The sequence below is a fragment of the Citrobacter freundii complex sp. 2024EL-00216 genome, assembly GCF_043945515.1.
GTDB lineage: Bacteria > Pseudomonadota > Gammaproteobacteria > Enterobacterales > Enterobacteriaceae > Citrobacter > Citrobacter portucalensis.
In genome coordinates this window covers 75,519-88,231 of sequence record NZ_JBIMRA010000015.1, presented here as the reverse complement: position 1 = coordinate 88,231, position 12,713 = coordinate 75,519, and the positions used below count along the sequence as shown (strand labels likewise).

Genomic DNA, 12,713 nt, shown 5'->3' with positions numbered 1-12,713 from the left:
TTGCCTGGCGGCTGTAGCGCGGTGGTCCCACCTGACCCCATGCCGAACTCAGAAGTGAAACGCCGTAGCGCCGATGGTAGTGTGGGGTCTCCCCATGCGAGAGTAGGGAACTGCCAGGCATCAAATTGCAGTAAACCGGGATGAAAATCCGGGTGGTGACAAAGAAATTCGGTGGAGCGGTAGTTCAGTTGGTTAGAATACCTGCCTGTCACGCAGGGGGTCGCGGGTTCGAGTCCCGTCCGTTCCGCCACTTATTAGAAAATTAAGCCTGCTACTAAGCAGGCTTAATGATAAGAAGATTTAGGGGCGTAGCTCAGTTGGTAGAGCACCGGTCTCCAAAACCGGGTGTCGCGAGTTCGAGTCTCTCCGCCCCTGCCAGAAACAATCCTTAGCATTCTTGCTAAGGATTTTTTTTACCTATAATTTGAGTTTTTCCTTCTTTCTATTTTACTCCCGGCATCCTTGCCAGCGTTTTCCTTAATCTTCCAGAATATTCGTTCTCAGCAGATCGCAAATCAGCGCATGTTTATCGCTATTTTGCAGCCAAACTGCATATAACGGGCGTGAAAGCGTTGTACTGTCGGTAACCGTATGGAGATCGCTTTTACCTTTAGCCCAGCTGACCGGTAGCCAGCTAAAACCTTTGAGGACTGAAAGTTGCTGCCTGGCTAATTCTGCCGAACTGGTGGTAAGTACCGGCACTTCATCTCCCGCAATCAATCCAGCCTCGTGTTGCTGAAAGTCAGGTCCCCATTCCAGACGCAGATAATTCAGTTTATCTTTGGTTTGTGAAGGAGAACTGCAATAGAGCGCCAGCGTGAAATATCCCAACAGTTGGCTGCTAAATTCGTCCATTTTGGGCGTTTCTGTAGTAATCAATAGATCAAGCTGTCGTTCATGAAGCTGTTTTACTAACGACTGTCGCTGCGCGATCCTCGCTTCAAATTGCAGGCTGGATTGTGGCTCCTGGGATTGGTACAAACGCCCCAGCCAGCCATTAAGCATGCATTCCCAGAGGGATGCGCTGGCACCAATAGAAAACTCGTTATGCCGCGAGGTATTCGCAACCTCCTTACGTGCTGCTTGCCACGTATTCATCAACGTTTCAGCGTAAGGTAATAATTTTTCACCTGCAGCGGTTAAACGGATATTGTTTCTGTGTCGGGTGAACAGGTTTACACCCAATTGATTTTCCAGTTGTCTGATCCGAAAACTAACCGCTGATTGGGTCAGATAGAGCGCTTCAGCAGCCCTGCCAAAGTGGCGTGTCCGGCTAACTTCCAGGAAAGTTTTTAACAATTCCGTATCCACAACTCGCTCCATAAAATTATTTGTCGTTATGATTTAAATCTTTTGTTTGACGCTCTGTCAAGCGTAACTAATACTCCGCGCCATAAATAGCTCGGCCAAAGAATTAGGAGCGTGCAGGATGGCGGAAAGCTTTACGACGACTAATCGATATTTCGATAATAAATATTATCCCCGCGGATTCTCCCGTCATGGTGATTTCACCATTAAAGAAGCACAACTGCTTGAGCGTCACGGTTATGCTTTCAACGAGCTGGATCTGGGCAAGCGTGAGCCGGTAACGGAAGAAGAAAAACTGTTTGTTGCGGTATGCCGTGGTGAGCGCGAACCGGTTACCGAAGCTGAACGTGTGTGGTCCAAATACATGACGCGCATTAAGCGTCCAAAACGCTTCCACACGCTGTCTGGCGGGAAACCTCAGGTGGAAGGTGCGGAAGACTACACCGAATCTGATGATTAATAAAAAAGGGCGAAAGCCCTTTTTTTATGCCAGTAGTTTCTGCAAATGAATGAGTAATCTGTCTATCGCCCGATACCCAACAGCTTCCTGTAAGTGCTGGCGAGAGATATGGTCAGATTGTTCTATATCCGCGATCGTTCGAGCGACCTTTATCAGGCGTAACCAGGCGCGGATGGATAATCCGAGATGCGCGAGCGTTTCTTCAAGCCACTGCGCATCGTCGCTACGCAGTGGACAGTATTTATGGATATCCTGACTGTCCAGGTGCGCATTTAACTTATTCTGCCGCTGATACTGACGCTCTCGTGCTGCCATAACGCGTTGCTTCACCGTTGCGCTATCTTCCCCTTTTACCTGGCTCTGGCTGAGTATGCCGGGCGGCGGTAAGGGGATTTCGAGGGAGAGATCGAAGCGGTCAAGAAATGGACCTGATAATCGATTGAGGTAGCGTAGCGTCTGCTCTGGGGTACAGCGGTTATGGTTCCCCTGATAATGTCCTGTTGGGCTGGGATTCATGGCAGCAATAAGCTGAAAACGCGCGGGGTAAGTTATTTTTGCCCGAGTACGGGATAAATGAATCTGCCCGGACTCAATGGGCTCTCGCAGTGCATCCAGCGTGCGCCGCTCAAACTCGGGAAGCTCATCCAGAAACAGTATGCCGTTATGCGCCAGAGATATCTCGCCTGGCGCAGGAATAGAGCCGCCACCGACCATGGCAGTTAATGAAGCACTGTGATGCGGCGAACGAAAAGGGCGTTGTTTCCACTGTTTTTGTAGCGTGTCGGAATTGATCAGACTTAGAATCGCGGCGCTTTCCAGTGCTTCATCATTGCTCAGTGGCGGAAGCAATCCTCTCAGGCGACTGGCCAGCATGGTCTTACCCGTTCCCGGCGGCCCGATGAGTAAGAGGTTATGACCGCCAGCTGCGGTAAGCTCCAGCCCGCGTTTACCCTGTTCCTGGCCGATAACATCGCTCAGATCATCTGCTAATGCGCAGGGGGTAAAATCTGCCGATGATGGTCTGTCTAAATCATGCTTACCTTCGAGAAATGCGCATACGGCCTGTAGATGATCGGCTATCAGGCACCCTTCACCGTGTATCAGTCCCACTTCAGCTGCATTCTCTTTTGCGACAATAATTCTCCTGCCTGCGCGAATAGCTTCAGTTGCACTTGATATCGCACCGGGAACGCCGCGTAACGCGCCTGTAAGCGCTAATTCGCCTACCAGCTCATATGTATCGAGGATATGGGTTGTAAGCTGCTCAGACGCTGCCAGAAGCGCAACTGCGATAGGTAAATCATATCGTCCCCCTTCTTTCGGGAGATCGGCCGGAGCGAGGTTTATGGTTATCTTCTTCGCCGGGAATTCATAACCGCTATTAATAATCGCACTGCGAACCCGATCGCGGGCTTCTTTTACCGTTGTTTCGGGTAATCCCACCATGGTTAAACCAGGCAAACCATTGCTGATATGTACCTCGATGGTAATGGCTGGCGCATTCACGCCCAGCGCAGCGCGTGTGTGAACAATCGATAGTGACATAAGCCCTCCTGATGAAAGCATTATGTCGCAATACATCGCGGCAAGATTTCACATAATTACGGTTTTTAGAGGCTTATTCCTGTGTTTTTATGTAGCTCAATACTGCTTGCATAAAGCCTGGAATAGCGCTCGCAAACGCTTTTGAATAACGTTTTTAGTAGGAAACGGGTTGCCGAGAATCACCTGAAACGTGAAATATTTTCACTTTTGATTTTTTGTATAAAAAACAACGATATTTATCTAAACCGTTAACGGCGTCAGAAAAACGAATAAAAAAATATCTTGTGTCATTTGCAAATTCTATGGTAACTCTTTAGGTATTCCTTCGAACAAGATGCAAGAAAATACAAAAATGACAGCCCTTCTACGAGTGATTAGCCTGGTCGTGATTAGCGTGGTGGTGATTATTATCCCACCGTGCGGGGCTGCACTTGGACGAGGAAAGGCTTAGAAAACAAGCCTTAACGAACTAAGACCCCCGCACCGAAAGGTCCGGGGGTTTTTTTTGACCTTAAAAACATACATGAGGAGCAGAAAGTGAACGGTAGCATAAAATTCTGTTTCTCAAGATTTACGGCGGGGATGTAACTATGAATGGGGCACAGTGGGTGGTACATGCGTTGCGTGCACAAGGGGTTCAAACCGTCTTTGGTTATCCTGGTGGCGCAATTATGCCGGTTTACGATGCGTTGTATGACGGCGGCGTAGAACACCTGTTGTGCCGACACGAGCAGGGTGCGGCAATGGCGGCAATTGGCTATGCCCGTGCGACCGGTAAAACCGGTGTGTGTATCGCCACTTCAGGTCCTGGCGCTACCAACCTGATCACCGGACTCGCCGATGCGCTGTTAGATTCTGTTCCTGTGGTGGCGATCACCGGCCAGGTGGCCTCACCTTTCATCGGAACGGATGCGTTCCAGGAAGTGGATGTTCTGGGTATGTCTTTGTCCTGCACCAAACACAGTTTCCTGGTGCAGTCACTGGAAGAGCTGCCGCGCATCATGGCAGAGGCTTTCGCTGTGGCGAACTCCGGTCGTCCGGGTCCGGTTCTGGTTGATATCCCGAAAGACATCCAGCTGGCCAGCGGTACGCTGGAGCCGTATTTTACGACTGTCGAAAACGTAGAGGTTTTCCCGCACGCGGATGTTGAGCAGGCGCGTAAAATGCTGGCGCAGGCGCAAAAACCGATCCTGTACGTCGGTGGCGGCGTTGGTATGGCGCAGGCGGTCCCGGCCCTGCGTGAATTTATCGCGGTAACCCAAATGCCGGTCGCCTGCACGCTGAAAGGTCTGGGCGCAGTAGAAGCTGACTACCCATACTATTTGGGTATGTTGGGAATGCATGGCACTAAAGCGGCAAATTTCGCGGTGCAAGAATGTGATTTACTGATTGCAGTGGGTGCGCGTTTTGATGACCGGGTGACCGGCAAGCTGAATACCTTCGCACCGAACGCCAGCGTGATCCACATGGATATCGACCCTGCGGAAATGAACAAGCTGCGGCAGGCGCACGTCGCCCTGCAGGGTGATTTAAATTCTCTGCTGCCGGCATTGCAGCAATCTCTGAAGATTGACGCATGGCGTCAGCATAGCGCTGAACTGCGCACAGAGCATACCTGGCGCTATGATCATCCCGGTGAGGCTATCTACGCGCCACTGTTGTTGAAGCAGTTGTCCGATCGCAAACCCACGGACAGCGTAGTGACAACGGATGTTGGTCAGCATCAGATGTGGTCGGCGCAACATATGACCTACACCCGCCCGGAAAATTTCATCACCTCGAGCGGCTTGGGTACGATGGGCTTTGGCCTGCCAGCAGCGGTTGGCGCGCAGGTTGCTCGCCCGAACGATACGGTAATCTGTATCTCCGGTGACGGTTCCTTCATGATGAATGTACAGGAACTGGGCACCGTAAAACGCAAGCAGTTGCCGCTGAAAATAGTCTTACTCGACAACCAGCGGTTAGGCATGGTGCGACAATGGCAGCAGCTGTTTTTCCAGGAACGTTATAGCGAAACCACCCTTACCGATAACCCCGATTTCCTCATGTTGGCCAGCGCCTTCGGCATACCAGGTCAACACATCACCCGTAAAGACCAGGTTGAAGCGGCACTCGACACCATGCTGAACAGCGAGGGGCCATACCTGCTTCATGTCTCAATCGACGAACTTGAGAATGTCTGGCCTCTGGTACCGCCAGGTGCCAGTAACTCAGAAATGCTGGAGAAATTATCATGATGCAACATCAGGTCGCCGTTGAGGCTCGTTTCAATCCGGAAACGTTAGAACGTGTTTTACGCGTGGTACGCCATCGTGGTTTTCAGGTGTGCTCCATGAATATGGAAGCCGCCAGCGATGCGCAAAATATAAATATCGAATTGACCGTTGCCAGCCCCCGGTCGGTCGACTTACTGTTTAGTCAGTTAAGTAAACTGGTAGACGTTGCACATGTTGCTATCTGCCAGAGCACAACCACATCACAACAAATCCGCGCCTGAGCGCAAAAGGAAGAAAAATGACGACGAAAAAAGCTGATTACATTTGGTCTAATGGCGAGATGATTCGTTGGGAAGACGCGAAGGTTCACGTGATGTCCCACGCGCTGCACTACGGTACTTCAGTATTCGAAGGCATCCGTTGCTACGATTCTCACAAAGGGCCGGTGGTGTTCCGTCATCGCGAACATATGCAGCGTCTGCGTGATTCAGCCAAGATCTATCGTTTTCCGGTTTCTCAGAGCGTTGATGAGCTGATGGAAGCTTGCCGCGAGGTGATTCGTAAAAACAATCTGACCAGCGCCTATATCCGTCCGCTGGTGTTTGTTGGCGACGTGGGGATGGGCGTTAACCCGCCAGCGGGATACACCACTGACGTGATCATCGCCGCGTTCCCGTGGGGTGCTTACCTTGGTGCAGAAGCGCTGGAGCAGGGGATCGACGCGATGGTTTCTTCCTGGAACCGCGTTGCGCCGAACACCATCCCTACTGCTGCTAAAGCGGGCGGTAACTATCTGTCTTCGCTGCTGGTGGGTAGCGAAGCGCGTCGTCATGGCTATCAGGAAGGCATTGCGCTGGACGTGAATGGCTACATCTCCGAAGGTGCGGGCGAAAACCTGTTTGAAGTAAAAGACGGCATTCTGTTTACCCCGCCGTTTACCTCTTCTGCACTGCCGGGTATTACCCGTGACGCGATCATTAAGCTGGCGAAAGATCTCGATATCGAAGTGCGTGAGCAGGTGTTGTCCCGTGAATCACTGTACCTGGCTGACGAAGTGTTCATGTCCGGTACCGCGGCTGAAATCACCCCTGTACGCAGTGTCGATGGTATCCAGGTGGGCGAAGGCCGCTGCGGTCCGGTCACCAAACGCATCCAGCAGGCCTTCTTTGGGCTCTTCACCGGTGAAACGGAAGATAAATACGGCTGGTTGGATTCAGTAAACCAATAACAAAATTAATATTTCCCCAAAATAATTCACGTTGTAGGAAGACGGCAACGCAGCAAGTCCCAGGAGCTTACTGTAGTAAGTGACTGAGGTGAGCGAGGCGGCCAACGCACCTGCGGCGTGAAGTATGCAGGGGAAAGACAGACGGGAGTTAATCAAGCATGCCTAAGTATCGTTCTGCTACCACCACCCACGGCCGCAATATGGCGGGTGCCCGCGCATTGTGGCGCGCCACCGGGATGACCGATGATGACTTCGGTAAACCGATTATCGCTGTGGTGAACTCCTTTACCCAGTTTGTGCCGGGTCACGTCCACCTGCGCGATCTCGGTAAGCTGGTTGCCGAACAAATCGAAGCCTCAGGCGGCGTGGCGAAAGAGTTCAACACCATTGCTGTGGATGATGGTATCGCCATGGGTCATGGCGGCATGCTGTATTCACTGCCGTCGCGTGAGCTGATCGCTGACTCCGTTGAGTACATGGTTAACGCCCACTGCGCCGATGCGATGGTCTGCATCTCCAACTGCGACAAAATCACCCCCGGGATGTTAATGGCCTCTTTGCGCCTGAATATTCCGGTGATCTTTGTTTCCGGCGGTCCGATGGAAGCCGGGAAAACCAAGCTCTCTGACCAAATCATCAAGCTCGACCTGGTTGATGCGATGATTCAGGGTGCTGACCCGAAAGTTTCCGACTCACAAAGCGAGCAGGTTGAACGTTCCGCCTGTCCGACCTGCGGCTCCTGTTCCGGTATGTTCACCGCTAACTCGATGAACTGCCTGACTGAAGCGCTGGGCCTGTCGCAGCCGGGTAACGGTTCACTGCTGGCGACTCACGCCGACCGTAAAGAACTGTTCCTCAACGCAGGTAAGCGCATCGTCGAGCTGACCAAACGCTATTACGAGCAGGACGATGCTTCCGCGCTGCCGCGCAACATTGCCAGCAAAGCGGCATTTGAGAACGCCATGACGCTGGATATCGCCATGGGTGGCTCCACCAACACCGTTCTGCACCTGCTGGCAGCCGCGCAGGAAGCGGAAATCGACTTCACCATGAGTGATATCGACAAGCTGTCCCGCAAAGTCCCGCAGCTGTGTAAAGTGGCGCCGAGTACACAGAAATACCATATGGAAGACGTGCACCGCGCAGGCGGCGTACTGGGTATTTTAGGCGAACTGGATCGTGCTGGACTGCTGAACCGCGACGTGAAAAACGTGCTGGGGCTGACTCTGCCGCAAACGCTCGATCGGTATGACGTGATGTTGACCAAAGACGACGCGGTGAAAAAAATGTTCCGTGCTGGCCCGGCCGGCATTCGTACAACCCAGGCATTCTCACAGGATTGCCGTTGGGATACGCTGGATGACGACCGCGCTGAAGGCTGTATTCGCTCGCTGGAGCACGCTTACAGCAAAGACGGCGGTCTGGCAGTTCTGTACGGTAACTTCGCGGAAAACGGCTGTATTGTAAAAACCGCAGGCGTGGATGACAGCATCCTGAAATTCACCGGCCCGGCAAAAGTGTATGAAAGCCAGGACGATGCGGTTGAAGCCATCCTCGGCGGTAAAGTGGTGGCTGGCGACGTGGTTGTCATTCGCTACGAAGGGCCGAAAGGCGGGCCAGGCATGCAGGAAATGCTCTACCCAACCACCTTCCTGAAATCGATGGGCCTCGGTAAGGCTTGCGCGCTGATTACCGATGGTCGTTTCTCCGGCGGTACTTCGGGGCTTTCCATTGGTCACGTTTCTCCGGAAGCGGCCAGCGGCGGTAATATCGCGATTATCGAAGATGGTGACATGATTGCCATCGATATCCCGAATCGTGGTATTCAACTTCAACTGAGTGATGCGGAAATCGCTGCGCGCCGTGAAGCGCAGGAAGCTCGCGGTGACAAAGCCTGGACGCCAAAAGATCGTCAGCGTCAGGTCTCCTTTGCACTGCGCGCCTACGCCAGCCTGGCAACCAGTGCCGACAAAGGTGCGGTGCGCGATAAGTCGAAGCTCGGGGGATAATGACCATGGCGGATTCACAACCTCTATCCGGCGCTCCTGAGGGCGCCGAGTATCTCAGAGCGGTACTGCGTGCGCCGGTATACGAAGCGGCACAGGTAACGCCGCTACAGAAAATGGAAAAACTCTCTTCGCGCCTCGACAATGTCATTCTGGTGAAGCGCGAAGACCGTCAACCTGTTCACAGCTTCAAGCTACGCGGTGCCTATGCCATGATGGCGGGCTTGACCGAAGAGCAAAAAGCGCATGGCGTCATTACCGCATCGGCTGGTAATCATGCTCAGGGCGTCGCGTTCTCTTCTGCGCGATTAGGCGTGAAGGCGCTGATTGTCATGCCAACGGCTACCGCCGATATCAAAGTCGACGCCGTTCGCGGCTTCGGCGGAGAAGTGCTGCTGCACGGCGCGAACTTTGATGAAGCCAAAGCCAAAGCGATTGAATTGTCGCAGCAGCAGGGGTTTACCTGGGTGCCGCCGTTCGATCATCCGATGGTGATTGCCGGGCAGGGCACGCTGGCGCTGGAGCTGCTCCAGCAGGACGCGCATCTCGATCGCGTATTTGTGCCAGTTGGTGGTGGCGGATTAGCGGCAGGTGTTGCGGTGCTAATTAAACAGCTGATGCCGCAAATCAAAGTGATTGCCGTGGAAGCGGAAGATTCGGCCTGTCTGAAAGCGGCGCTGGATGCTGGTCATCCGGTGGATCTGCCGCGAGTGGGTCTCTTTGCCGAAGGCGTGGCGGTGAAACGTATTGGCGATGAAACCTTCCGTCTGTGCCAGGAATACCTCGACGATATTATTACCGTGGATAGCGATGCTATTTGCGCGGCAATGAAAGACCTGTTCGAAGATGTACGCGCGGTGGCGGAGCCTTCCGGGGCGCTGGCGCTGGCGGGGATGAAAAAATACATCGCCCAGCATAATATTCGCGGTGAGCGTCTGGCTCATGTTCTTTCCGGCGCTAACGTTAACTTCCACGGCCTGCGCTACGTTTCTGAACGTTGCGAGCTGGGGGAACAGCGCGAAGCCTTGCTGGCCGTGACCATCCCGGAAGAAAAGGGCAGCTTCCTGAAGTTTTGCCAACTGCTGGGCGGGCGCTCGGTGACCGAGTTTAACTACCGCTTTGCTGATGCGAAAGACGCCTGCATTTTTGTCGGCGTACGTCTGAGCCGTGGGCTGGAAGAGCGTAAGGAAATCCTGCAACTGCTCAATGAGGGCGGCTATAGCGTGGTGGATCTGTCTGATGACGAGATGGCGAAGCTACACGTGCGCTATATGGTCGGTGGACGTCCGTCGAAACCCTTACAGGAACGTCTTTATAGCTTCGAATTTCCGGAGTCGCCGGGGGCGTTGCTCAAATTCCTGCATACCCTGGGGACGCACTGGAATATTTCATTGTTCCACTATCGCAGTCACGGCACTGACTATGGTCGTGTGCTGGCGGCGTTTGAGTTGGGTGAACACGAGCCTGATTTCGAAACGCGGCTGAATGAACTGGGTTATGACTGTCATGATGAAACACATAACCCGGCGTTCAGGTTCTTCCTGGCGGGTTAACGACAGCCATTAAAAAAGGGTTCATGTAAAAACATGAACCCTTTTTGCTACTGTATCAGCAGATTACAGCGTGATAACGTCGAATTCGACTTCGGTATTCACGTCAGCATCGTAATCCACACCGTCGAGGGCAAAACCGAACAGATTCAGGAATTCCTGCTTGTATCCTGCATAGTCAGTTTCTTGCGCCAGGTTTTCGGTAGTGATCAGCGGCCACAGATCGCGACATGCCTGCTGAATGTCGTCACGCAGTTCCCAGTCATCCATACGGATACGCTGGTTGTCATCAAGCGCCACTTTATCGCCGTACAGGCTGGTGGTCATCAGACGGTTGATCTGCTCAATACAACCTTCGTGAATCCCCTGCGCTTTCATCAGCTTGAAGACCATGGAGATGTACAGTGGCATTACCGGAATCGCAGAAGATGCCTGGGTGATGACGGACTTCAGTACGGCAACGTTAGCGGAACCGTTCAGCGGTGCCAGCTGGTTACGCAGTTCTCCCGCCGCGCGATCGAGGTCTTCTTTCGCTTTGCCCAGCGCGCCGTGCCAGTAGATTGGCCAGGTCAGGTCGGTACCGATGTAGGAGTAGGCTACGGTTTTCACGCCATCAGCCAGCACGCCCGCTTCGCTCAGCGCGCCCATCCACAGTTCCCAGTCTTCGCCGCCCATGACGGTGACGGTGTTCTGAACTTCTTCTTCGGTTGCCGGCTCAATGCTGGCGGTGATGATCTGATCTTTGTTGGTATCGATCGCTTTAGAGGTGTAAACCTCACCGATTGGCTTCAGCGCTGAACGGACGATTTCACCGGTTTTCGGCATTTTACGCACTGGGGAAGCCAGTGAGTAAACCACCAGGTCAATCTGACCCAGGTCTTCTTTGATCAGTTTGATCACTTCATCACGGCATTCGTCAGAGAACGCATCGCCGTTGATGCTTTTGGAGTACAGACCTTCACGCTTGGCCGCTTCGTCGAAAGCTGCAGAGTTATACCAGCCTGCGGAACCTGGTTTGGTATCCGTGCCCGGTTTTTCGAAAAATACGCCGATAGTGGCGGCACCGCTGCCAAAGGCGGCGGAAATTCTGGAAGCCAGACCGTAACCGGTGGAAGCACCGATCACCAGCACGCGAGACGGGCCGTTCTCGATTTTCCCGTTCTGCTTAACATACTCGATCTGCTTTTCCACGTTGACTTTGCAGCCAGTCGGATGGGTCGTTGTACAGATGAATCCACGAATTTTTGGTTTGATTATCATAATGATGGCTAATTAAGTTTGTATTTTCGCTGTCAAGTGCGCAATGACACCGTCTGTTCTGGCCTGCTTAACGCGATGGTTAACAAGCCCCCCACTACAATGGATCACGACATTATACAGAAAAGGAGCGCCAATACTGAATCTACCACTGATTTTAGACCTGACGCTGGCGCTACTCTGCGGATTTACGTTCCAGAACAATCTTCCAAAACGCGTCGATCAGCGGTTCATGCAGTCGCTTTTTCGGAGCGCAGACGCCAAGCTCGAACGGTGTTTTTTCGTCACTGCGCTCTAAAATCATCACGCGATTACGCACCGGCTCCGGGCTGTTTTCTAGCACCACTTCCGGCAGCAGAGCTACGCCGCAGCCCAGCGCCACCATTGAGACCATCGCTTCGTGACCACCCACCGTGGCGTAAATTGATGGGTTGCTGATTTTGTGACGGCGGAACCACAGCTCGATACGGCGGCGTACCGGACCCTGATCGGCCATGATAAACGGCACCGTCGACCAGTCCGGCTTATCGACCGATACCTGATTACGCACCGGGCAGGGCAGCGCCGGAGCGATCAACACAACCGTCAGATTCTCCAGCATCGAGAACGCCACCGCGCCAGGCAGCGTTTCGGGCTTACCGGCAATTGCCAGATCGGCTTCACCAGTGACCACTTTATCCATCGCATCGGCGGCGTCGCCGGTGGTGAGCTTAATTTCCACTGACGGATGCTCGGCGCGGAAACGGTCAAGGATTGGCGGCAGATGGCTGTAGGCGGCAGTTACCGAACAGAAGATATGCAGTTCGCCCGACAGCGACGGCCCTTGTTGATCTAAGGTGTGGCGTAACTGCTGGTACTGCAACAGCGTCTGTTGGGCAAACACGCGCAGCTCTTCACCTGCTTCGGTCAGCGTAACCGTACGGTTATCGCGCACAAACAGCGGCTGGCCGAGGTCTTCTTCGAGGCGCTGAATCTGCCGGGAAAGCGTGGATGGGCTGACGTGCATTGCCCGCGCGCTGCGGCCAAAGTGACGACTTTCAGCCAAATGCAGGAACATTTTCAGATCGCGTAAATCCACAGACGAGCCTCCGATTTTCTACGTTGCATAAATTGCAATGTGACGTTGTGAATATATCAATTTCC

Annotated in this window: 11 protein-coding genes, 2 tRNA genes and 1 rRNA gene; 10 read left to right on the top strand and 4 right to left on the bottom strand. The window is 53.2% G+C overall.

Annotated features, from left to right (window positions below; genetic code table 11):
* Positions 1-3: 3 nt before the first annotated feature.
* From rrf to ACHHZ7_RS18495, 3 genes are all read left to right on the top strand, one after another.
* Positions 4-119: ribosomal RNA gene (rrf, locus tag ACHHZ7_RS18505) — 5S ribosomal RNA — on the top strand.
* Between the two features lie 54 nt (positions 120-173).
* Positions 174-250: transfer RNA gene (locus ACHHZ7_RS18500), tRNA-Asp, on the top strand.
* A 52-nt stretch (positions 251-302) separates the two neighbouring features.
* A tRNA-Trp gene (locus tag ACHHZ7_RS18495) sits at positions 303-378 on the top strand.
* Between the two features lie 99 nt (positions 379-477).
* Here the strand turns inward: ACHHZ7_RS18495 and hdfR are convergent.
* Complete coding sequence (hdfR, locus tag ACHHZ7_RS18490; RefSeq protein WP_123969736.1) at positions 478-1,323, bottom strand: HTH-type transcriptional regulator HdfR; 846 nt, start codon at positions 1,321-1,323, stop codon at positions 478-480.
* A gap of 106 nt (positions 1,324-1,429) precedes the next feature.
* Here hdfR and maoP point away from each other — a divergent pair, with 106 nt between their 5' ends.
* Positions 1,430-1,768 carry a macrodomain Ori organization protein MaoP gene (gene maoP, locus ACHHZ7_RS18485; RefSeq protein ID WP_003018025.1) on the top strand — a complete coding sequence of 113 codons (339 nt, stop codon included), beginning with the start codon at positions 1,430-1,432 and terminating at the stop codon, positions 1,766-1,768.
* Positions 1,769-1,792: 24 nt separating this feature from the next.
* Here the strand turns inward: maoP and ACHHZ7_RS18480 are convergent, their stop codons facing one another.
* Positions 1,793-3,313 (bottom strand): YifB family Mg chelatase-like AAA ATPase, encoded by a 1,521-nt coding sequence (locus ACHHZ7_RS18480; protein WP_060683006.1) that lies wholly within the window; start codon positions 3,311-3,313, stop codon positions 1,793-1,795.
* Positions 3,314-3,665: 352 nt separating this feature from the next.
* On the opposite strand from ACHHZ7_RS18480, the gene ilvL reads away from it, so the two are divergent.
* The 6 genes from ilvL to ilvA all read left to right on the top strand — a co-directional run bounded on the left by ilvL (position 3,666) and on the right by ilvA (position 10,316).
* A complete protein-coding gene (gene ilvL, locus ACHHZ7_RS18475) occupies positions 3,666-3,764 on the top strand; it encodes an ilv operon leader peptide (RefSeq protein WP_001311244.1) in 99 nt (32 codons plus the stop codon).
* A 139-nt stretch (positions 3,765-3,903) separates the two neighbouring features.
* Positions 3,904-5,550 (top strand): acetolactate synthase 2 catalytic subunit, encoded by a 1,647-nt coding sequence (gene ilvG, locus ACHHZ7_RS18470; RefSeq protein WP_060683007.1) that lies wholly within the window; start codon positions 3,904-3,906, stop codon positions 5,548-5,550.
* The gene (ilvM, locus tag ACHHZ7_RS18465; RefSeq protein WP_003018017.1) at positions 5,547-5,810 is read left to right on the top strand and encodes an acetolactate synthase 2 small subunit; all 264 of its coding nucleotides are present in this window, start codon (positions 5,547-5,549) and stop codon (positions 5,808-5,810) included. Before ilvG ends, ilvM begins: the two co-directional genes overlap by 4 nt.
* Positions 5,811-5,827: 17 nt before the next feature.
* Positions 5,828-6,757 carry a branched-chain amino acid transaminase gene (locus tag ACHHZ7_RS18460; protein ID WP_003829030.1) on the top strand — a complete coding sequence of 310 codons (930 nt, stop codon included), beginning with the start codon at positions 5,828-5,830 and terminating at the stop codon, positions 6,755-6,757.
* Between the two features lie 158 nt (positions 6,758-6,915).
* Positions 6,916-8,766: a dihydroxy-acid dehydratase gene (ilvD, locus tag ACHHZ7_RS18455; protein ID WP_003829028.1), complete on the top strand. Its 1,851-nt coding sequence runs from the start codon at positions 6,916-6,918 to the stop codon at positions 8,764-8,766.
* 5 nt (positions 8,767-8,771) lie between these two features.
* A complete protein-coding gene (ilvA, locus tag ACHHZ7_RS18450; protein WP_003018007.1) occupies positions 8,772-10,316 on the top strand; it encodes a threonine ammonia-lyase, biosynthetic in 1,545 nt (514 codons plus the stop codon).
* 63 nt (positions 10,317-10,379) lie between these two features.
* On the opposite strand, the gene fabV is transcribed toward ilvA, so the two are convergent.
* Positions 10,380-11,573 carry an enoyl-ACP reductase FabV gene (gene fabV, locus ACHHZ7_RS18445; RefSeq protein ID WP_008787067.1) on the bottom strand — a complete coding sequence of 398 codons (1,194 nt, stop codon included), beginning with the start codon at positions 11,571-11,573 and terminating at the stop codon, positions 10,380-10,382.
* Positions 11,574-11,745: 172 nt separating this feature from the next.
* Positions 11,746-12,648: an HTH-type transcriptional activator IlvY gene (gene ilvY, locus ACHHZ7_RS18440; protein ID WP_003829023.1), complete on the bottom strand. Its 903-nt coding sequence runs from the start codon at positions 12,646-12,648 to the stop codon at positions 11,746-11,748.
* Positions 12,649-12,713 lie beyond the last annotated feature (65 nt).

Bases quoted from the DNA above. Each gene is read 5' to 3' on its own strand.
- ilvL (WP_001311244.1), top strand. From the start codon at position 3,666: ATGACAGCCCTTCTACGAGTGATTAGCCTGGTCGTGATTAGCGTGGTG.
- ilvA (WP_003018007.1), top strand. From the start codon at position 8,772: ATGGCGGATTCACAACCTCTATCCGGCGCTCCTGAGGGCGCCGAGTAT.
- hdfR (WP_123969736.1), bottom strand. From the start codon at position 1,323: ATGGAGCGAGTTGTGGATACGGAATTGTTAAAAACTTTCCTGGAAGTT.
- maoP (WP_003018025.1), top strand. From the start codon at position 1,430: ATGGCGGAAAGCTTTACGACGACTAATCGATATTTCGATAATAAATAT.
- ACHHZ7_RS18480 (WP_060683006.1), bottom strand. From the start codon at position 3,313: ATGTCACTATCGATTGTTCACACACGCGCTGCGCTGGGCGTGAATGCG.
- fabV (WP_008787067.1), bottom strand. From the start codon at position 11,573: ATGATAATCAAACCAAAAATTCGTGGATTCATCTGTACAACGACCCAT.
- ilvG (WP_060683007.1), top strand. From the start codon at position 3,904: ATGAATGGGGCACAGTGGGTGGTACATGCGTTGCGTGCACAAGGGGTT.
- ilvD (WP_003829028.1), top strand. From the start codon at position 6,916: ATGCCTAAGTATCGTTCTGCTACCACCACCCACGGCCGCAATATGGCG.
- ACHHZ7_RS18460 (WP_003829030.1), top strand. From the start codon at position 5,828: ATGACGACGAAAAAAGCTGATTACATTTGGTCTAATGGCGAGATGATT.
- ilvM (WP_003018017.1), top strand. From the start codon at position 5,547: ATGATGCAACATCAGGTCGCCGTTGAGGCTCGTTTCAATCCGGAAACG.